The following is a 19,546-nucleotide window of genomic DNA, read 5'->3' as shown; positions in this document are numbered from 1 at the left end:
GACTCCCTTATGTATATAGGGAGTCTTGTTTTTCTGCTCTGTTGTAAATTTCCTTGTTAATTTCATGCAGGATTGTTAAGCCCTCTGCATTAATGTAAGGCAAAATTTGAGAAAGTGCATGCTGAAAAAATTGTAATTCTTCATCCTGCCACCTTGTTTTGCTTATCATAGATAATTCAGTGAAGTCTCTAGGTGTGTGCATTGCTGTTACCTCCAATAATGAAGTGAAATAATGCATTCATAAATTGCGCTAAATCCAAATTATTATCCGCTGGTAGTTTTTTCATAAAAAATTTACAAATTTAATGGATAACAATTTGTTATGTGGATAAATTAATCAGTGTTGGAGGTGATACTGATGGCTAAAAAACCTAACAAAACTGCAGCTGGAACAAATATTCAGCATGTAAAACAGCAGAACCAACAAGCTGCTCAAGGACAAGGTCAAGGTCAATTCGGTACTGAATTTGCTTCTGAGACAGATGCTCAGCAAGTAAAGCAACAAAATCAACAGTCACAAGCAAAAAAGAAGTAAATACTTTTGCATGACAATGAAGAAGAGTTTCCTTTTATGAGGAAGCTCTTTTTCATTTAATTCATGTAGAACCAGTCATGTAACCCATAAAATTAGCCTAAGCTTTCTCTTTAGGATTCATAATACTTTATATTTGATTTGGTTAGCATTATAATGAATGATAACTGATTTGGCGGAAAAATGGGGAAAGGAAGATAGGATGGTTACTCCGAGAGCAGGTTCAAAAATGCAGATACAGAGCTATAAACATAATGGACAGCTTCATCGGATTTGGGAGAACAGTACGGTATTAAAAGCTACAGAAACAATTGTAATAGGAGCGAATGATCGGACACAAGTAACCGAGAGCGATGGTCGGATGTGGATTACGAGAGAACCAGCAATATGTTATTTTCATGCGAAGCATTGGTTTAATATCATCGGTATGCTAAGAGACGATGGTATTCATTACTATTGTAATATCAGTTCTCCATTTGTATACGATGAAGAGGCATTGAAATATATCGATTATGATTTGGATGTAAAAGTATTTCCAGATATGACGTACAATCTTTTGGATGAGGATGAATATGAGGAACACCGTAAAAAAATGAATTACCCAATAGTACTGGATCGCATACTTCATAATAATATGGAATATTTACTGCGGTGGGTACGCCAGCGAAAAGGTCCCTTTGCACCGGATTTTATTGATGGTTGGTATGAACGGTACTTAACCTATCGGTGAGTTAGGAAGAAACATACTCGAAAAGGGGCTTGTCCTTGTTACAAATAAGGTAACAAGGATTTTCTATTGGCAGATAGGAGAGTATCAACATTCTTATCTGCATAAGTGTAACTAAGTCATTCGCCTAAAGACTGCACTCCAAGTAGATGGGCTTCTAAGATAGCAAAGAACACCTTCTAAGAATCATTAACAGAGTTTTACTAAAAAGGTTAACAAAAAGATTAGGAATGATAAATATGAGCAGTGTAAAGCAGTACATGAAGTTTGTTGCCCCGTATAAGTGGAAAATCCTTTGGACAATACTCATAGGTATTATTAAATTTGGAATTCCGTTATTAATGCCATTAATTTTAAAGTATGTGATTGATGATATCATTGTTGCAGAAAACATGAGTGATGCTGATAAAATAAGTAAATTACTATGGGTAATGGGAATTTCCTTTGTCGTATTTCTATTATTGCGGCCGCCAATTGAATACATTCGTCAATACCTTGCACAATGGGTAGGGAATAAAGTTTTATATGATATTCGGGACAGACTTTTCGATCATATCCAAAAGCTGAGTTTGAAATTTTATTCACAGACAAAAACCGGGGAAATTATTTCCCGGGTAATAAATGATGTCGAACAAACAAAGAACTTTGTCATTACTGGACTAATGAATGTGTGGTTGGATTTAATAACAATACTAATTGCAATAGGTATTATGCTATCAATGGATATTGGATTAACGATTGTTTCGATTATATTGTTTCCATTCTTTGGTTTTGCGATTAAATACTTTTATGGAAGACTTCGTAAATTAACAAGGGAAAGATCTCAGGCGTTAGCCGAGGTGCAAGGGCATTTACATGAGCGTGTTCAAGGTGTGCCTGTTACGAGAAGTTTTGCTTTAGAAGAATATGAACAAACACAATTTGAAGAACGTAATGGGAATTTCCTCGAAAAGGCGCTTGTTCATACAAACTGGAATGCCAAAACATTCGCTGTAACGAATACGATTACCGACCTAGCTCCGCTTTTAGTTATTGCTTTTGCAGGTTATCAAGTCATCATAGGCAATGTTACGATGGGGACAATGGTTGCGTTTGTTGGATATCTAGAACGTGTATACAGTCCACTTCGCAGATTAATCAATTCATCAACGACATTGGTTCAAGCAGTCGCGTCTATTGATCGTGTTTTTGAATTTATGAATGAAAAGTATGATATTGTCGATAAAGAAAATGCAATCGATCCTGGCAGAGTTAATGGCGCTGTTGAATTTAAAAATGTTTCATTCCGATATGATGAAGAGGAGCAACAGGTGCTGGAAAACATCAATTTGCATGTGGAGGAAGGGGAAACCATTGCCTTTGTTGGGATGAGTGGCGGAGGAAAGTCTACCTTGATCAGTTTAATCCCTAGATTTTATGATGTTACAGCTGGCTCGATAAAAGTCGACGGAATGGATATTCGTGATATGAAAGCGAGAGCGCTTCGTGATAATATTGGTATGGTTTTACAAGACAATATTCTATTTAGCGAATCCATAGCTATGAATATTCGAATGGGAAATCCAAACGCAACGGATGAAGAAGTAATTGCCGCTGCGAAGGCTGCAAATGCGCATGATTTTATTGCCAACCTCCCAAGTGGATATGACACGTTAGTAGGAGAGCGCGGTGTGAAATTATCAGGTGGACAAAAACAGCGGGTTGCCATAGCTCGCGTATTTCTCAAAAATCCGCCTATCTTAATTTTTGATGAAGCAACATCAGCACTAGACTTGGAGAGTGAACATTTAATCCAGGAAACGATGGAAAAATTAGCCGCAGATCGTACAACCTTTATTGTTGCACATCGCCTTGCAACCATTACACATGCTGACCGAATTGTTGTAATTGAAAATGGAGAGATTACAGAAATAGGCTCGCATCAAGAATTGATGGAAAAACAAGGGGATTATTATCAGCTGTATCAAATTCAGAACTTGGATGAAGGCAGTAAGTCTGAATAAAGAGTTAAGGTTAAGGAAATTAAAACAGACAGGAAATTTTAATCTTTCCTGTCTGTTTTGTTATTTCTTTTCTTATTTCTTTTCTTATTTCCTTGCCATGACACTAAAGGCATGCCCAACAGCGTCAATTGTTTGAGCAATATCAGATTCTTTATGCTCTGTTGTTAGGAACCATGCTTCGTATTTCGATGGTGCCAGGTTAATTCCCTGGTTCAGCATTAGTTTAAAGAAGGTTGCAAATGCATCTCCATCTGTAGCTTCAGCTTGTTTATAATTCGTAATCTTTTCTTCACCAAAATATACTGTAAGTGCTCCACGCAAACGATTGACTGTAATTGGCACACCATATTTTTCAGCCTGTTCTAAAATACCATTTTCCAGCATTTCTCCAAGCCGATCTAATTTTTCGTAAACGCCATCTTGTTTCAAAACTTCTAAGCACGCAATACCAGATGCCATTGATGCAGGATTACCAGCCATCGTTCCAGCTTGATATGCAGGCCCAAGTGGTGCAACTTGTTCCATAATATCTTTACGACCGCCGTAGGCCCCAATAGGAAGTCCTCCGCCGATAATTTTACCCATTGCTGTCATGTCAGGCTCTACTCCATACAGCTGCTGTGCACTTCCATAAGTGAAACGGAAGGCAGTAATTACTTCATCGTAAATAACAAGTGCCCCTGCTTCATGTGTTAAATCATTAACTGCCTGCAAAAAGCCTTCGTGGGGTTCAACAATTCCAAAGTTTCCTACGATTGGCTCAACTAATACAGCGGCAATCTGATCTCCCCATTTATTCAGAGCTTCCTTATAAGCATCTAAATCATTAAATGGTACGGTAATGACGTCTGCTGCAGTGGATTCAGGGACACCTGCTGAATCCGGGGTGCCAAGTGTAGATGGTCCTGAGCCCGCTTGTACAAGCACCGCATCAAAATGCCCATGATAACAGCCAGCAAATTTAATAATTTTTGTTCTACCTGTATATGCACGAGCTACACGGATAGTTGTCATAACTGCTTCCGTCCCTGAATTGTTGAAACGAACTTTTTCCAAAGAAGGAATTGCTTCCTTTAGCATTTTAGCAAATTGATTTTCTAATTTTGTTGGTGTACCGTACAAAACACCAGTAGTTGCAGCATGTGCAATAGCTTTAGCAATATGCGGATGTGCATGTCCAGTTATAATTGGTCCATAGGCTGCTAGATAATCTATGTATTTATTTCCATCAACGTCCCAAAAATATGGACCTTGTCCACGTTCCATATAAACAGGGGAGCCGCCGCCTACCGCTTTAAATGCACGAGAAGGTGAATTAACTCCTCCAACAATATAATCCAAAGCTTCTTTATGAAGCTCTTCTGATTTTGTGAAATTCATCTCTGAAATCCTCCCTTGATTTCTCCATACTGACATTAACTAATATAACATAAAATGGAATACATATTGATTACGAAGTGGTTAACTTCAATTTTCACATTTTCATTTTTTCTAAGACAAGCTTTTTCAGTATGAAGCATACATATATCATATAACTATTATAAAAGAGGGGGCCTAAAATGGTAATACCTTGGCTGATTATGATTGTTATATCCCTTATCGTGATAAAAAGCTTCTTTGACTTTTTCCATGGGAAAAGCTTTGCTGCAGTTTTAGAAATGAAGGAAAGCCGATTTTCGATAGAGATTTTTATGGCCTTACTCATTATTTATATCATTCTTATGTTTGGATATGGCATGATTTATTTTATATTATCTATTGAAGGAATTGTTCTTGTAGAAAACGGAGAGCTGCGGCAGGTAAGTATTTTAGGCTCTATTATTCATTCTATTTATTTCAGTGGCGTTACCTTACTTTCAGTTGGATATGGAGATATTACGCCTGTTGGAATTGGAAGGTTCATTGCCTTAACACAAGCTTTGATTGGATATATTTTGCCTGCTGCATTTGTTGTAAGAATTCTCCAATCTCGGGATAGAAGCAGGGATACATGAATCTATCATCTTGATATGATATAGTTTTAGTAGAATGTTTTAAGTGGGAGGGAATTTTAAATGACAGTAGAGATTGGAAAACAAGTAGAAGATTTTACACTGCCAAGTCAATCTGGCGAACAGGTAAGTTTATCTGATTTAAAAGGCAAGCATGTTGTTTTATATTTTTATCCTAAGGATATGACACCGGGATGTACAACCGAAGCTTGTGATTTTCGTGATCAGCATGAGAGTTTTGCTGAATTAGACGCTGTTATTATTGGCATTAGTCCAGACCCGGCTGAAAGTCATCAGAAGTTCATTAATAAACACGAGCTGCCATTTTTATTGTTAGCTGATGAAGATCATAAAATTGCAGAGATGTTTGATGTGTGGAAATTGAAAAAGAATTTCGGCAAGGAATATTACGGAATCGAACGCTCTACGTTTATCATTGATAAAGAAGGAAAGCTTCAAAAGGAATTTCGAAAAGTAAGAGTCAAAGGGCATGTAGAAGAGGCGTTGGAATTTATAAAAGAAAATCTTTCATAAATCGATCCGAATGAAACAGTCCTAATTGGGACTGTTTTGCTTTTATGTTTTCCGTTTTTTTTAAAATCATTTACTATAGAAGAAAGTGTTAGGGGGAGGGCTATAGTAATGATCTTATTTTCAGCAAAAATTTCAGATAAACATCAAGAGAAGTTAAAGCAGAAGTATTCCAATCAGCGATTTTTATTCTCAGAAAGTGATGAGATGACAAAGGAATATTTAGCTGAGGCTGAGGTTCTTGTCACGTATGGAAGTGATGTCAATGAACAAACTATTCAATATGCACCCAATCTTAAATGGATAATGGTTCTGTCCGCTGGTGTGGATGAATTGCCTGCTAAGCTAATTAGAGAAAAAGAAATACTCGTAACAAATGCAAGAGGTATTCATAAAACACAAATGGCTGAATATGCTATATCAATGCTGCTGCAAGTTTACCGTCAGGAAAAAATATTGATTGAAAATGAACAAGCCCATCTTTGGGACAAATCTGTAAAAGTAAAAGAAATAACTGGAAGAACAATCGTTATTGCAGGAACTGGTGCAATCGGTCAAGAAGTTGCTCGCCTTGCGAAGGCTTTTCAAATGAAAACGATTGGTGTATCCAGAAGAGGGAAAAATACAGCGTATTTTGATGAAAATGTTACAAATGATAAACTTAAAGATGTATTAGCCGAAGCAGATTTTCTTGTATCAGTATTACCGAGAACGAAAGAGACAAGCGGATTTTTTACGGATGATCATTTTAATGCGATGCCAAATCATGGCGTGTTTTTAAATATGGGACGCGGCGATGCGGTAAGCAGTAAAGTAATCCTTAGAGCTGTGCATGAAAATGAAATTGCTCATGCAGTATTGGATGTATCGGAACAGGAACCATTACCGAAGGACCATCCATTTTGGTCAGAGGATAAAGTTACAATCACCCCTCATATATCAGGTCTTTCACCACATTATGTTACGCGTGCATTAGAGATTTTTACAAAAAACCTTGAACAATATCTAAATGGTGGGGACGATTACACGAATAAGATCGATTTGTCTAGGGGGTATTAACAATGCGAATTTATACACGTTCCGGAGATAAAGGACAAACATCATTAGTTTATGGCAAACGTGTGCCGAAAAATCATTTACGTGTCGAGGCTTACGGAACATGTGATGAAGCAAATTCTGTCATTGGTCTGGCTCTAAGTTTTCTCAATCAGGAAGGCTGGGATGAGAAAGAGCAGTTTTTGGAGCAGATGCATCGTGTACAAACGATTCTATTTCATGTGGGTGCTGAGCTTTCCACTCCAGCTGATAAGGAAGTAAACTGGAAATTAAAGCAGGAGCATATACAAGAAATGGAAGACCAAATTGACAGGTGGGACGATCAGTTAGATCCACTGAAAAACTTTATTCTTCCGTCTGGCCATAGTGCTTCAAGCGCCTTGCATACTGCGAGAACAGTTATTAGAAGAGCAGAACGTATCGTGGTTGGTCTGGGTGACGAATTGAAAAATGATCTTGTATTATCCTATTTAAATCGATTATCCGATTTTCTATTTGTCGCTGCTAGATACGTTAATAAAAAGCTAGGTGGTGATGAAATACCGTTAAAGGTGGATATTTAATTCGATTTGTATAATGTACTTAAGCTTTGTGTCATTTTTCCGGACTTTTTTGAACAACCTCTAATATTGACAGAACACTAGGTAAGCAGTTACACTAATTATAAAGATTACAATCTAATAATGTTGTTAATTGAATATATTATTAATTTGAAAGTGAGGTGTTTGGCGGTGTCTGAAAAAAGGCTACGGAAAGCGATTGATACATTAAAAGAATCAGGCGTCCGTATCACACCACAGCGGCACGCAGTTCTAGAGTACTTGCTTAACACGATGGTTCATCCAACAGCAGATGATATATATAAAGCGTTGGAAGGGAAATTCCCTAACATGAGTGTGGCAACTGTATATAATAACCTCCGTGTGCTTAGAGAAGTAGGATTAGTTCGTGAATTAACCTACGGAGATTCATCAAGTAGGTTTGACTGCAATACTTCTGATCATTATCATATTATTTGCGAAGCGTGTGGAAAGATTGTTGATTTTCATTATCCTTCATTAGATGAAGTAGAATCCCTAGCTGAACAGGTAACTGGATTTGAAGTTAGTCATCATCGACTTGAAGTATACGGGAAGTGCCCTGGTTGTCAAGGAATGTTAACACAAAAGCACTAATTGATAAAGCCAACTGTAATTATCAACTTACAGTTGGCTTTTTATTATGGCATATTATATTAAATGAACAGGTATCCATTTTCTAACACTATTAATGAGCCATATTTTAGATGCGTTATATATTTCCTCAGCAAAAAGCTTTCGTTCCAAAATAATCTCTTCATCAAGCAGTGCTTCCCTAAACGTGCCGGCAAGCAATCCTGAACTTAACGGCGGTGTATATAATTTATTATCTATTTCTACTACGATATTACCTGTCGTAAATTCTGTAATTTCATTTTTTTGATTCCATAATAGAACGTCAAAGGCTTCGGGGTGCTGCTGTTTGCTTTTTACGTATATGCTTCTGTGTGTTGTTTTATAATGCAGAAAAGGATTGTCCTTATTTACTGCAGTATTTGCAAGTTTTACTGGAACAGAATCAGTAAGTTCAGTTATTTCCGTTCCCTCTATTGTAAATTCACCATTTTGATTGGAGAGCAAGCGGACCTTCCATTTTCCATTTGTATGGGAGTGCGCAAAATCCTGAAGTTTTTCCTTTGCAGATGCTATATCAACCTGAAAGTTAAAATAGGAGGCACTCTTCCCCAAGCGTTTTAAGTGATTTTGTAAAATAAAATAGGTGCCATTTTCAAGCCCAATTGATTCTAATAATTGAAATTGCATTGGCTTGACATCTAATACTTTTGCTTTTGTCAGTGCTTCCTTGTATTCATCTTGATCATTTGAATCCCATGTAATTCCACCACCAATTCCGTATGTTGCAGCGCCACTTTGATTATCAATCATAACCGTGCGAATTGGCACATTAAAAATAGCCTCCTTTTCAGGGGTTATGTAACCAATTGCTCCGCAATAAACTTCTCTTGGAGCAGGTTCAAGTTCATTAATAATATTCATTGTACTTATTTTGGGTGCTCCGGTAATGGAACCACAAGGGAATAGTGCGGTAAATATCTCAAGAATTGTTTTTTCTTTTGAAACCTCCGCAGTTACTGTGGAGGTCATTTGATAGACTGTTGGATATTTCTCAATGGAGTATAGCTTTGGCACTTTCACACTGTTTGGCCTTGCTATCATTCCTAAATCATTTCGCAGCAGATCAACAATCATCACATTTTCAGCCCGGTTTTTCTTCGAATGATAAAGCCAATTTGCATTTGACTGGTCTTTTTCTGGAGTAGTTCCTCTTTCAATCGTACCTTTCATCGGCATTGTTGTAACCTTACCTTCTTTTAAGTGAAAGAACAATTCGGGTGAAGCGGAAACGATTGTAAAATCTCCAATATTCAAATAGGCACTATAGTTAGCTGCTTGGGCTTTGGTTAGTTGATTATAGTACGCAACAGAATCGCCGGAAAACCGGGATATCATACGAATGGTATAGTTAACTTGATATGTAATACCTTGCTTAATGTAATTTTTAATTTGTTCAATACAGTTGTTATAGTCGAATAAGGATGTTTGGGCTGTCCACTCTGAAGTTTGAAATTCCTGAAAAGATTGGAGACGTTTCTTCTCTGGCTTCTCGTAGATTCCAAACCAGAGAAGCGGCATAACCGGATTCGAGTGAACTTTTAAAGCTTTTTCAAATGCAGGAGCAGCTTCATAGGAAAGATAACCTGCTGCATAGTAGCCTTTAGTCGTTTCAGCTTCAATTTCATTTAGTAAAGGAATCACTTCATCTATATTAGAAGTAGAAATGATTTTGATTGGGTCTTTAAAAAGCAGGGGAGCATTTTTTCCTGTCTCATTTATAAAACCAAAATGCAATAAGGACGCCATTGAATATCTTTCCTTTCATTAAAACGTAAGTTATATAGTAGATGAATATAGGAAGAACTTATACGATACTTTGTCTGGGTGTAAAAAAATCCGTCGTTTTCGACGGATTTTGTGAAGTGCAGTCAATTAACGCCTTTTTTGTGACTTTGCATAGCTGCGTTTATTATACCTTTCATCGAATACTTTGCCTTCCAGGTTCTTATCCATTGTCAATGGCTGTTTGCAATGCATGCATGCATCGACGCGACCCAGCATTTTTGTCGGCTTATCACAGTTTGGACAAACAACAGGAACCGCCTTAAGGGATAGTGTTCCTATCCATACGTAAACGACACAGCTGAAAACAACCATCAGTAAACCTAATATAAAAAATATAACCATTAACCATTCAATATTTTTAGTGAGAATACCTGCGTACATTAATAGAATACCTGCGAAAACTAAAATTAAAGCAAATGTACGGATTTTATTTATTTTACTTGAATATACCAATTGTTGTGCCATGCTTATCCCCCTTAATTTACAACTGTAGTATAGCATAAATATAAAAAAAATAATTATGAAAAAGGTTTTTCAATCAAATGTAACGAATTATTCTAAATAGAATTCGAAAATGGAGGAAACAGTAGAATGGAAAATTTCCTGAGACCTATATATCAAGAACATGCAAGTAATCCCGATACATTAGGAATATTATTAATAGAAAAAATCCAACACGATAGTCCAGTTACGGATGAATTTGATGTTATTCTACTTATTATTGTAAATGAATATGAACAAACCTGGTATGTAAAACATTATGAAATTGAAGGTAAAACTGCAGCACTGCATATTGTACGCAATGATATTTTAATGAAATGGATTGATACAAGCGGGTATCGAAGTGCAGTTGAATGGATTATTCTTGGAAAGCCAGTATTTGATAGAAATGAATACATTGCACATTTAAAAGAGCAGCTGCGAGACTTTCCTAAAGATAAACGTGATTTAAGGAAAATGATTGATTTTGGCAAATTAGTTAAAAGCTATAGTGAAGCTAAATCATTATATGAAGCAGGAGAATTTAATGATGCCCACAGTAAAATTCTTGATTCACTTCATTACTTAGCGAGACTAGCTGTAATAGAAAAAGGCTACTACCCTGAAGTAACAGTTTGGAGTCAAGTAAAGAAAATTGATTTCGAGGTATATAAATTATATGAAGTTTTCATTGAAAGCAATGAAACGGTAGATAAACGAATTGAGCTCATGATTATAGGAATGGACTTTGTTATTCATAATCGTGCCATTATATCTGCTAAGCATTTGTTGGATATTATGAAAACGAAGGATAGCGCTTGGTCTTATGCTGACATAAAAAGTCATGAAAAGGTTCAGTCATATAGACTTGACCTAAGCGCGATCCTTTCTTACCTTGTTGAGAAAAATATAATAAGTGTCGTTCTCGAACAAACAAAAGGGCACGGTGTATATCAGAGAAAATATATGATAAGTGATGTAGTAACACATAAAGATTAACTTGCATATATAGTTAAAGTGGGCAGAAAATAGCGCAGAACCTAATAATCTGCCCCTTTTATAAATCATTTGTTAAGAAACTGATAAACTTTTGTAAATTAACCGTTGACTTTAATATATAACCGTGATAAAGTTAAATCCGTCGCAAAAAAGCACTAGAAATTAACGACAAAAAATATAAAATTAATTGTTGACACAACGTTAACTGTTATGGTATATTAGAAAAGTCGCTGCTAAACAACGCGACAAACAAATTTGCTCTTTGAAAACTGAACAAAACAACCAGTATGTCAAGAAAAAGGAAACTCGTTTTTCTTTTTAAAACAAGTAGAAGTCAGCTTCTACAACAGCTAAGTATTACAAACTTTTTTGGAGAGTTTGATCTTGGCTCAGGACGAACGCTGGCGGCGTGCCTAATACATGCAAGTCGAGCGCAGGAAGCAAACTGACCCTCATCTGAGGTGATGTTTGTGGAATGAGCGGCGGACGGGTGAGTAACACGTGGGCAACCTGCCTGTAAGATCGGGATAACTCGCGGAAACGTGAGCTAATACCGGATAATACTTTTCATCTCATGGTGAGAAGATAAAAGACGGTTTCGGCTGTCACTTACAGATGGGCCCGCGGCGCATTAGCTAGTTGGTGGGGTAACGGCTCACCAAGGCGACGATGCGTAGCCGACCTGAGAGGGTGATCGGCCACACTGGGACTGAGACACGGCCCAGACTCCTACGGGAGGCAGCAGTAGGGAATCTTCCGCAATGGACGAAAGTCTGACGGAGCAACGCCGCGTGAGTGATGAAGGTTTTCGGATCGTAAAACTCTGTTGTTAGGGAAGAATAAGTTGGGTAGTAACTGACCCAGCCTTGACGGTACCTAACCAGAAAGCCACGGCTAACTACGTGCCAGCAGCCGCGGTAATACGTAGGTGGCAAGCGTTGTCCGGAATTATTGGGCGTAAAGCGCTCGCAGGCGGTCTTTTAAGTCTGATGTGAAAGCCCACGGCTTAACCGTGGAGGGTCATTGGAAACTGGAGGACTTGAGTACAGAAGAGGAGAGTGGAATTCCACGTGTAGCGGTGAAATGCGTAGAGATGTGGAGGAACACCAGTGGCGAAGGCGACTCTCTGGTCTGTAACTGACGCTGAGGAGCGAAAGCGTGGGTAGCGAACAGGATTAGATACCCTGGTAGTCCACGCCGTAAACGATGAGTGCTAGGTGTTAGGGGGTTTCCGCCCCTTAGTGCTGAAGTTAACGCATTAAGCACTCCGCCTGGGGAGTACGGCCGCAAGGCTGAAACTCAAAAGAATTGACGGGGGCCCGCACAAGCGGTGGAGCATGTGGTTTAATTCGAAGCAACGCGAAGAACCTTACCAGGTCTTGACATCCTCTGACAACTCTAGAGATAGAGCTTTCCCTTCGGGGACAGAGTGACAGGTGGTGCATGGTTGTCGTCAGCTCGTGTCGTGAGATGTTGGGTTAAGTCCCGCAACGAGCGCAACCCTTGATCTTAGTTGCCAGCATTTAGTTGGGCACTCTAAGGTGACTGCCGGTGACAAACCGGAGGAAGGTGGGGATGACGTCAAATCATCATGCCCCTTATGACCTGGGCTACACACGTGCTACAATGGATGGAACAAAGGGAAGCGAACCCGCGAGGTCAAGCCAATCCCATAAAACCATTCTCAGTTCGGATTGTAGGCTGCAACTCGCCTACATGAAGCCGGAATCGCTAGTAATCGCGGATCAGCATGCCGCGGTGAATACGTTCCCGGGCCTTGTACACACCGCCCGTCACACCACGAGAGTTGGTAACACCCGAAGTCGGTGAGGTAACCTTTTGGAGCCAGCCGCCGAAGGTGGGACTAATGATTGGGGTGAAGTCGTAACAAGGTAGCCGTATCGGAAGGTGCGGCTGGATCACCTCCTTTCTAAGGATTATTACGGAACCCTACGGGTTAAGGAAGGCCGATTAAGATCGCCACGTCCTGTGGCAACATCGGCATGACCTACATCCTGTAGGCCCGACATACTGTGTTGTTTGGTTCAGTTTTGAGAGAGCAAATCTCTCTATTTGTACCTTGAAAACTAAATAAGAGTAACAACGACATCAATATTAATGTAAAAGGCTGAAGCGACTGTTCTCAGGAGCTGAAGCTGGATTAAATAAAGCAAGGCTAATAATTAGTACGCTTATTTACTGTAACTTAGTTAAGTGAATAAGGGCGCACGGTGGATGCCTTGGCACTAGGAGCCGATGAAGGACGGGACTAACACCGATATGCCTCGGGGAGTTGTAAGTAAACTTTGATCCGGGGATTTCCGAATGGGGGAACCCACTGTTCGTAATGGAACAGTACATGCATCTGAATACATAGGGTGCATGAGGTAGACCCGGGGAACTGAAACATCTCAGTACCCGGAGGAAGAGAAAGAAAAATCGATTTCCTGAGTAGCGGCGAGCGAAACGGAAAGAGCCCAAACCAGAAAGCTTGCTTTCTGGGGTTGTAGGACATTCCATTGGAGTTACCAAGGAATTCTTTAAACGAATCGACCTGGAACGGTCAGCCAAAGAAGGTAAGAGCCCTGTAATTGAAAAGGAATTCTCTCCGGAGTGTATCCTGAGTACGGCGGAACACGTGAAATTCCGTCGGAATCCGGGAGGACCATCTCCCAAGGCTAAATACTCCCTAGTGACCGATAGTGAACCAGTACCGTGAGGGAAAGGTGAAAAGCACCCCGGGAGGGGAGTGAAATAGAACCTGAAACCGTGTGCCTACAAGTAGTCGAAGCCCGTTAATGGGTAACGGCGTACCTTTTGTAGAATGGACCGGCGAGTTACGATCGTATGCAAGGTTAAGTGGAAGACACGGAGCCGCAGCGAAAGCGAGTCTGAATAGGGCGAATGAGTATGCGGTCGTAGACCCGAAACCGTGTGATCTACCCATGTCCAGGGTGAAGGTCAGGTAACACTGACTGGAGGCCCGAACCCACGTATGTTGAAAAATGCGGGGATGAGGTGTGGGTAGGGGTGAAATGCCAATCGAACACGGAGATAGCTGGTTCTCTCCGAAATAGCTTTAGGGCTAGCCTCAAGAAATAGAGTACTGGAGGTAGAGCACTGATTGGACTAGGGGCCCTCACCGGGTTACCGAATTCAGTCAAACTCCGAATGCCAGTTACTTTTACTTGGGAGTCAGACTATGGGTGATAAGGTTCATAGTCGAAAGGGAAACAGCCCAGACCGCCAGCTAAGGTCCCAAAGTATACGTTAAGTGGAAAAGGATGTGGAGTTGCCCAGACAACCAGGATGTTGGCTTAGAAGCAGCCATCATTTAAAGAGTGCGTAATAGCTCACTGGTCGAGTGACTCTGCGCCGAAAATGTACCGGGGCTAAACGTATCACCGAAGCTGCGGATTGTTCTTACGAACAATGGTAGGAGAGCGTTCTAAGTGCTGTGAAGTCAGACCGTGAGGACTGGTGGAGCGCTTAGAAGTGAGAATGCCGGTATGAGTAGCGAAAAAAGAGTGAGAATCTCTTTCACCGAATGCCTAAGGTTTCCTGAGGAAGGCTCGTCCTCTCAGGGTTAGTCGGGACCTAAGCCGAGGCCGAAAGGCGTAGGCGATGGACAACAGGTAGATATTCCTGTACCACCTCATGATTGTTTGAGCGATGGGGGGACGCAGAAGGATAAGGAATGCGCACTGATGGATAGGTGCGCCCAAGCAGTGAGAAAGTCAGATAGGCAAATCCGTCTGGCAATTTCAAGCTGTGATGGGGAGGGAAACTCTAGTACCGAAGTTCCTGATTTCACACTGCCAAGAAAAGCCTCTAGTTAGATCATAGGTGCCCGTACCGCAAACCGACACAGGTAGGCGAGGAGAGAATCCTAAGGTGAGCGGGAGAACTCTCGTTAAGGAACTCGGCAAAATGACCCCGTAACTTCGGGAGAAGGGGTGCTCCTTTATGGAGGAGCCGCAGTGAATAGGCCCAAGCGACTGTTTAGCAAAAACACAGGTCTCTGCGAAGCCGAAAGGCGAAGTATAGGGGCTGACACCTGCCCGGTGCTGGAAGGTTAAGGGGAAGGGTTAGGGCTTTTAGCCCGAAGCTTTGAACCGAAGCCCCAGTAAACGGCGGCCGTAACTATAACGGTCCTAAGGTAGCGAAATTCCTTGTCGGGTAAGTTCCGACCCGCACGAAAGGTGCAACGACTTGGGCACTGTCTCAACGAGAGACCCGGTGAAATTATACTATGCGTGAAGATGCGCATTACCCGCGACAGGACGGAAAGACCCCGTGGAGCTTTACTGTAGCCTGATATTGAATGTCTGTGCAGCTTGTACAGGATAGGTGGGAGCCTTGGACTCGTGAGCGCTAGCTTACGGTGAGGCATCCGTGGGATACCACCCTGGCTGTATGGACATTCTAACCCAGGACCGTGATCCGGTTCGGAGACAGTGTCAGGCGGGCAGTTTGACTGGGGCGGTCGCCTCCCAAAAGGTAACGGAGGCGCCCAAAGGTTCCCTCAGAATGGTTGGAAATCATTCGAAGAGTGTAAAGGCAGAAGGGAGCTTGACTGCGAGACCTACAAGTCGAGCAGGGACGAAAGTCGGGCTTAGTGATCCGGTGGTTCCGCATGGAAGGGCCATCGCTCAACGGATAAAAGCTACCCCGGGGATAACAGGCTTATCTCCCCCAAGAGTTCACATCGACGGGGAGGTTTGGCACCTCGATGTCGGCTCATCGCATCCTGGGGCTGTAGTCGGTCCCAAGGGTTGGGCTGTTCGCCCATTAAAGCGGTACGCGAGCTGGGTTCAGAACGTCGTGAGACAGTTCGGTCCCTATCCGTCGTGGGCGTTGGAAGTTTGAGAGGAGCTGTCCTTAGTACGAGAGGACCGGGATGGACACACCGCTGGTGTACCAGTTGTTCCGCCAGGAGCATTGCTGGGTAGCTACGTGTGGAAAGGATAAGTGCTGAAAGCATCTAAGCATGAAGCCCCCCTCAAGATGAGACTTCCCATCACTTCGAGTGAGTAAGATCCCTCAGAGACGATGAGGTTGATAGGTTCGGTGTGGAAGCGTGGTGACACGTGGAGCTTACGGATACTAATCGATCGAGGACTTAACTAACTTCTTTATTTGATGTCTGGTTTACTCTTATTTAGTTTTTAAGGTATAAACCTTATAAAGTAACAACTTTATACTTGATTTTTTTCTAAAAACGATTATAATATTGGTTGTCACTGATTTTCTTGAGGTACACTTGGGTGATAATTGAATTGTCTGGTAGCAATAGCGAAGAGGCCACACCTGTTCCCATACCGAACACAGAAGTTAAGCTCTTCAGCGCCGATGGTAGTTGGGACTTTGTCCCTGCAAGAGTAGGACGCCGCCAGGCAAGTAAATTCCTTACTATATATCAGATATATAATAGGAATGAAGCTACTCTAAAATATCTCATTTGGTAGGACGAGCAATTTATGTCTGAAGAACCAAGTAGATTTCAATTTGGATTATTCCACAGTAGCTCAGTGGTAGAGCAATCGGCTGTTAACCGATCGGTCGTAGGTTCGAATCCTACCTGTGGAGCCATATGGAGAGCTGTCCGAGTGGCCGAAGGAGCACGATTGGAAATCGTGTAGGCCGTTTACGCGGCCTCGAGGGTTCGAATCCCTCGCTCTCCGCCACAATTTACATAGAAAAGGCCCGTTGGTCAAGCGGTTAAGACACCGCCCTTTCACGGCGGTAACACGGGTTCGAATCCCGTACGGGTCACCAATACGGAGGATTAGCTCAGCTGGGAGAGCACCTGCCTTACAAGCAGGGGGTCGCAGGTTCGAGCCCTGCATCCTCCACCATCTTCAAACAAGATAAATCATTCCTATCGCGGGGTGGAGCAGTCTGGTAGCTCGTTGGGCTCATAACCCAAAGGTCGTAGGTTCAAATCCTGCCCCCGCAACCAAAAATGGTCCGGTAGTTCAGTTGGTTAGAATGCCTGCCTGTCACGCAGGAGGTCGCGGGTTCGAGTCCCGTCCGGACCGCCATTTAAAATAAAATGGCTCGGTAGCTCAGTCGGTAGAGCAACGGACTGAAAATCCGTGTGTCGGCGGTTCGATTCCGTCCCGAGCCACCATTTACTTCAATTTAGTTGGAGGGGTAGCGAAGTGGCTAAACGCGGCGGACTGTAAATCCGCTCCCTCAGGGTTCGGCAGTTCGAATCTGCCCCCCTCCACCATTTAAATTGTAGGGGTATAGTTTAATGGTAAAACGAAGGTCTCCAAAACCTTTGATGTGGGTTCGATTCCTACTACCCCTGCCATTTACAACTTTATATGGCGATCGTGGCGAAGTGGTTAACGCACCGGATTGTGGCTCCGGCATACGTGGGTTCGATCCCCATCGATCGCCCTTCATATAATAATTGATTGGGCCATAGCCAAGCGGTAAGGCATCGGGTTTTGATCCCGTGTATCCTAGGTTCGAATCCTAGTGGCCCAGCCATTCGCGGAAGTAGTTCAGTGGTAGAACACCACCTTGCCAAGGTGGGGGTCGCGGGTTCGAATCCCGTCTTCCGCTCCATTTATTTTTGGCGGTATAGCCAAGTGGTAAGGCAGAGGTCTGCAAAACCTTTATCACCGGTTCAAATCCGGTTACCGCCTCCAAATGCCGGTGTGGCGGAATTGGCAGACGCGCGGGACTCAAAATCCCGTGTCCCCTGGGACGTGTCGGTTCGACCCCGACCACCGGTATCTAAAGTAAATATTATAAAGACTTTCAACATAATTGTTGAAAGTCTTTTTTTGCTTTCAGCACGAAACTCAAAATCCCACGTATAGCATTCTATCAGGCTGACTACTTAATCTGTTAGCATTGAATTTACAGATTATCCTTGGAATAAAAATCACACTTGAAGATTTCATAGTAAAAAGGGAAATAAATTATTAGAGATGAGTCATAAAGAAAATGATTGTCCAGTTAGAAATTTAAAGCAACAATTGATGAAGGGGTTAGAACATTAATGACAATCATAACCAGCGGCAGAGCTATCCCCTCTTATTAGGTAATCAAAATTAATCTTTACCTATATTTCTTTTTGCTTTTATATATTTTTCAGCAAAATGACCAGTAATACCAAATAAAAATCCCCAGGATAATCCATTAAATATCGGACTAGAAAAAAAGGGAATACCACTTAATAAATGGTGATGGTAGTACACACCTAAATTCATACCGATAACAAATAAAATAAAAAAACCAGTTAAGTATGTCTCTTTAGGATAATCTCTTTTCTCTTGCTGACAATTAATGACGATTGCTTTGTTATATGCTTGCCAGATTGAAAAAGCGTATGAGGAAGGATAGAATAACCCCCATTGATGATCGAAAACATCGTGCGCTTGCTGTGTATTGCCGTGGAAGGAGTGTAAAATGGACATATTTAAACTAGATAGTCCGTTTGCAGCAATTTCAAATATGAAAAGTAATGCACCAAAAATATATTGTCCATTATAAAATTGCCCGAAACCTGTCATCATGACAGACCATAATAAAGCGGCGATAGGGGATTTATATTCATTTGTATTTTTCATCTTCATTAAACCCTTCTATTGAGATGGAACATATTTGGGATGCAATAAAAGTTAGTTCTTATTCTTCAATAATCTTAGCACTTTTAAGTTCAGATAAAGAATCAACAATATGATTGGATAAGCCAGAGCTGAATACCATGTTTCCCAATTCTTATAATGAAACGCACCAGCTTGAATTGTTGCCCATTCATATCCGATCAAAATTAATGAATGAAGCAGAATATAGAACAATTGATTCCACCTATTTTTAGGGAAAAAATTCAGGAAAATAGCGTTGTAAGTTGGATAAACACCAAAATGAACAATTAACGTTCTATAGTCAAAATAATCTTTAAAAAAATAACCGTAAAGGTCATGTTTTAAGGCAAGGTATGAATCGACAGTTAATACAAACGTTAATGCAAACCATGAAGTTGCATACATCTCCATTAACGTCATTCGCTTTGGCATAAAGTAAATAATTATACTAAAAATGAGGATAGAAATGAGTATAAAAACCATGAATAATCACTTCCTATTTTTCATGTGTTTTCCTATCATTAACAAATCTAAACAGATTTATGTATGAGTTATATGGAACACTGGCAAATGGCGTTAGGAACATAAGTTTGAAATCATTGCTAAATATTAATTCCCTCA

At 40.9% G+C, this 19,546-nt stretch carries 15 protein-coding genes, 14 tRNA genes and 3 rRNA genes; 26 read left to right on the top strand and 6 right to left on the bottom strand.

Going from position 1 to position 19,546, the window contains the following annotated elements:
- Positions 1 to 7: 7 nt before the first annotated feature.
- Positions 8 to 202, bottom strand: a complete 195-nt coding sequence (locus tag NSQ77_RS04650) for a hypothetical protein (protein WP_339229117.1) — start codon at positions 200 to 202, stop codon at positions 8 to 10.
- Positions 203 to 358: 156 nt separating this feature from the next.
- Between NSQ77_RS04650 and NSQ77_RS04645 the strand changes: the two genes are divergently transcribed.
- The 3 genes from NSQ77_RS04645 (at position 359) to NSQ77_RS04635 (ending at position 3,262) form a co-directional block, all read left to right on the top strand.
- Positions 359 to 535, top strand: coding sequence for a gamma-type small acid-soluble spore protein (locus tag NSQ77_RS04645; RefSeq protein ID WP_339229115.1), 177 nt, complete (start codon positions 359 to 361; stop codon positions 533 to 535).
- A 199-nt stretch (positions 536 to 734) separates the two neighbouring features.
- Complete coding sequence (locus NSQ77_RS04640; RefSeq protein WP_339229113.1) at positions 735 to 1,262, top strand: DUF402 domain-containing protein; 528 nt, start codon at positions 735 to 737, stop codon at positions 1,260 to 1,262.
- 236 nt (positions 1,263 to 1,498) lie between these two features.
- Positions 1,499 to 3,262: an ABC transporter ATP-binding protein gene (locus tag NSQ77_RS04635; RefSeq protein ID WP_339229111.1), complete on the top strand. Its 1,764-nt coding sequence runs from the start codon at positions 1,499 to 1,501 to the stop codon at positions 3,260 to 3,262.
- Positions 3,263 to 3,346: 84 nt separating this feature from the next.
- On the opposite strand, the gene NSQ77_RS04630 is transcribed toward NSQ77_RS04635, so the two are convergent.
- Positions 3,347 to 4,642 carry a glutamate-1-semialdehyde 2,1-aminomutase gene (locus tag NSQ77_RS04630; protein WP_339229109.1) on the bottom strand — a complete coding sequence of 432 codons (1,296 nt, stop codon included), beginning with the start codon at positions 4,640 to 4,642 and terminating at the stop codon, positions 3,347 to 3,349.
- 179 nt (positions 4,643 to 4,821) lie between these two features.
- Between NSQ77_RS04630 and NSQ77_RS04625 the strand changes: the two genes are divergently transcribed.
- The 5 genes from NSQ77_RS04625 to perR all read left to right on the top strand — a co-directional run bounded on the left by NSQ77_RS04625 (position 4,822) and on the right by perR (position 8,015).
- Positions 4,822 to 5,256 (top strand): ion channel, encoded by a 435-nt coding sequence (locus NSQ77_RS04625; RefSeq protein WP_339229108.1) that lies wholly within the window; start codon positions 4,822 to 4,824, stop codon positions 5,254 to 5,256.
- A 60-nt stretch (positions 5,257 to 5,316) separates the two neighbouring features.
- Positions 5,317 to 5,787, top strand: a complete 471-nt coding sequence (bcp, locus tag NSQ77_RS04620; RefSeq protein WP_339229106.1) for a thioredoxin-dependent thiol peroxidase — start codon at positions 5,317 to 5,319, stop codon at positions 5,785 to 5,787.
- Between the two features lie 108 nt (positions 5,788 to 5,895).
- On the top strand, positions 5,896 to 6,843 hold the full coding sequence (locus tag NSQ77_RS04615; RefSeq protein ID WP_339229103.1) for a D-2-hydroxyacid dehydrogenase: 948 nt from the start codon (positions 5,896 to 5,898) through the stop codon (positions 6,841 to 6,843).
- Positions 6,844 to 6,845: 2 nt separating this feature from the next.
- Positions 6,846 to 7,403, top strand: a complete 558-nt coding sequence (locus NSQ77_RS04610) for a cob(I)yrinic acid a,c-diamide adenosyltransferase (protein ID WP_339229101.1) — start codon at positions 6,846 to 6,848, stop codon at positions 7,401 to 7,403.
- Between the two features lie 168 nt (positions 7,404 to 7,571).
- Positions 7,572 to 8,015: a peroxide-responsive transcriptional repressor PerR gene (perR, locus tag NSQ77_RS04605; protein ID WP_095313614.1), complete on the top strand. Its 444-nt coding sequence runs from the start codon at positions 7,572 to 7,574 to the stop codon at positions 8,013 to 8,015.
- Positions 8,016 to 8,069: 54 nt separating this feature from the next.
- Here the strand turns inward: perR and pabB are convergent, their stop codons facing one another.
- Both pabB and NSQ77_RS04595 read right to left on the bottom strand, forming a co-directional pair.
- The gene (pabB, locus tag NSQ77_RS04600; protein ID WP_339229097.1) at positions 8,070 to 9,800 is read right to left on the bottom strand and encodes an aminodeoxychorismate synthase component I; all 1,731 of its coding nucleotides are present in this window, start codon (positions 9,798 to 9,800) and stop codon (positions 8,070 to 8,072) included.
- A 126-nt stretch (positions 9,801 to 9,926) separates the two neighbouring features.
- Positions 9,927 to 10,304, bottom strand: a complete 378-nt coding sequence (locus tag NSQ77_RS04595; RefSeq protein WP_339229096.1) for a YgzB family protein — start codon at positions 10,302 to 10,304, stop codon at positions 9,927 to 9,929.
- A gap of 126 nt (positions 10,305 to 10,430) precedes the next feature.
- On the opposite strand from NSQ77_RS04595, the gene NSQ77_RS04590 reads away from it, so the two are divergent.
- The 18 genes from NSQ77_RS04590 (at position 10,431) to NSQ77_RS04505 (ending at position 18,067) form a co-directional block, all read left to right on the top strand.
- Positions 10,431 to 11,318 carry a nucleotidyltransferase-like protein gene (locus tag NSQ77_RS04590; RefSeq protein WP_339229094.1) on the top strand — a complete coding sequence of 296 codons (888 nt, stop codon included), beginning with the start codon at positions 10,431 to 10,433 and terminating at the stop codon, positions 11,316 to 11,318.
- 366 nt (positions 11,319 to 11,684) lie between these two features.
- Positions 11,685 to 13,248 (top strand): 16S ribosomal RNA (locus NSQ77_RS04585).
- Positions 13,249 to 13,526: 278 nt separating this feature from the next.
- Positions 13,527 to 16,448 (top strand): 23S ribosomal RNA (locus tag NSQ77_RS04580).
- Positions 16,449 to 16,600: 152 nt separating this feature from the next.
- Positions 16,601 to 16,716, top strand: a 5S ribosomal RNA gene (gene rrf / locus NSQ77_RS04575).
- The 16S, 23S and 5S rRNA genes sit together here with 14 tRNA genes alongside, the layout of an rRNA operon.
- Before the next feature lie 119 nt (positions 16,717 to 16,835).
- Positions 16,836 to 16,910 (top strand) — tRNA-Asn (locus NSQ77_RS04570).
- A 3-nt stretch (positions 16,911 to 16,913) separates the two neighbouring features.
- A tRNA-Ser gene (locus tag NSQ77_RS04565) sits at positions 16,914 to 17,005 on the top strand.
- Between the two features lie 16 nt (positions 17,006 to 17,021).
- Positions 17,022 to 17,096, top strand: a tRNA-Glu gene (locus tag NSQ77_RS04560).
- Positions 17,097 to 17,100: 4 nt separating this feature from the next.
- Positions 17,101 to 17,176: transfer RNA gene (locus NSQ77_RS04555), tRNA-Val, on the top strand.
- 27 nt (positions 17,177 to 17,203) lie between these two features.
- Positions 17,204 to 17,280: transfer RNA gene (locus NSQ77_RS04550), tRNA-Met, on the top strand.
- Between the two features lie 5 nt (positions 17,281 to 17,285).
- Positions 17,286 to 17,362: transfer RNA gene (locus NSQ77_RS04545), tRNA-Asp, on the top strand.
- Between the two features lie 13 nt (positions 17,363 to 17,375).
- Positions 17,376 to 17,451 (top strand) — tRNA-Phe (locus NSQ77_RS04540).
- Positions 17,452 to 17,468: 17 nt separating this feature from the next.
- Positions 17,469 to 17,553 (top strand) — tRNA-Tyr (locus NSQ77_RS04535).
- A gap of 10 nt (positions 17,554 to 17,563) precedes the next feature.
- Positions 17,564 to 17,637 (top strand) — tRNA-Trp (locus tag NSQ77_RS04530).
- 16 nt (positions 17,638 to 17,653) lie between these two features.
- Positions 17,654 to 17,726: transfer RNA gene (locus NSQ77_RS04525), tRNA-His, on the top strand.
- An 18-nt stretch (positions 17,727 to 17,744) separates the two neighbouring features.
- Positions 17,745 to 17,819 (top strand) — tRNA-Gln (locus NSQ77_RS04520).
- 3 nt (positions 17,820 to 17,822) lie between these two features.
- A tRNA-Gly gene (locus NSQ77_RS04515) sits at positions 17,823 to 17,897 on the top strand.
- A gap of 9 nt (positions 17,898 to 17,906) precedes the next feature.
- Positions 17,907 to 17,980 (top strand) — tRNA-Cys (locus NSQ77_RS04510).
- A 3-nt stretch (positions 17,981 to 17,983) separates the two neighbouring features.
- Positions 17,984 to 18,067 (top strand) — tRNA-Leu (locus NSQ77_RS04505).
- 321 nt (positions 18,068 to 18,388) lie between these two features.
- On the opposite strand, the gene NSQ77_RS04500 is transcribed toward NSQ77_RS04505, so the two are convergent.
- Entirely contained in the window at positions 18,389 to 18,907 is a 519-nt protein-coding gene (locus NSQ77_RS04500; protein ID WP_339229092.1) for a hypothetical protein, read from the bottom strand.
- A 51-nt stretch (positions 18,908 to 18,958) separates the two neighbouring features.
- Positions 18,959 to 19,408: a hypothetical protein gene (locus NSQ77_RS04495; RefSeq protein WP_339229090.1), complete on the bottom strand. Its 450-nt coding sequence runs from the start codon at positions 19,406 to 19,408 to the stop codon at positions 18,959 to 18,961.
- Positions 19,409 to 19,546: the final 138 nt, after the last annotated feature.

The sequence above is a fragment of the Oceanobacillus sp. FSL K6-2867 genome, from assembly GCF_037963145.1.
Lineage (GTDB): Bacteria > Bacillota > Bacilli > Bacillales > Amphibacillaceae > Oceanobacillus.
The sequence above is the reverse complement of the archived record's forward strand: the minus strand, read 5'-3'. Positions and strand labels throughout refer to the sequence as shown.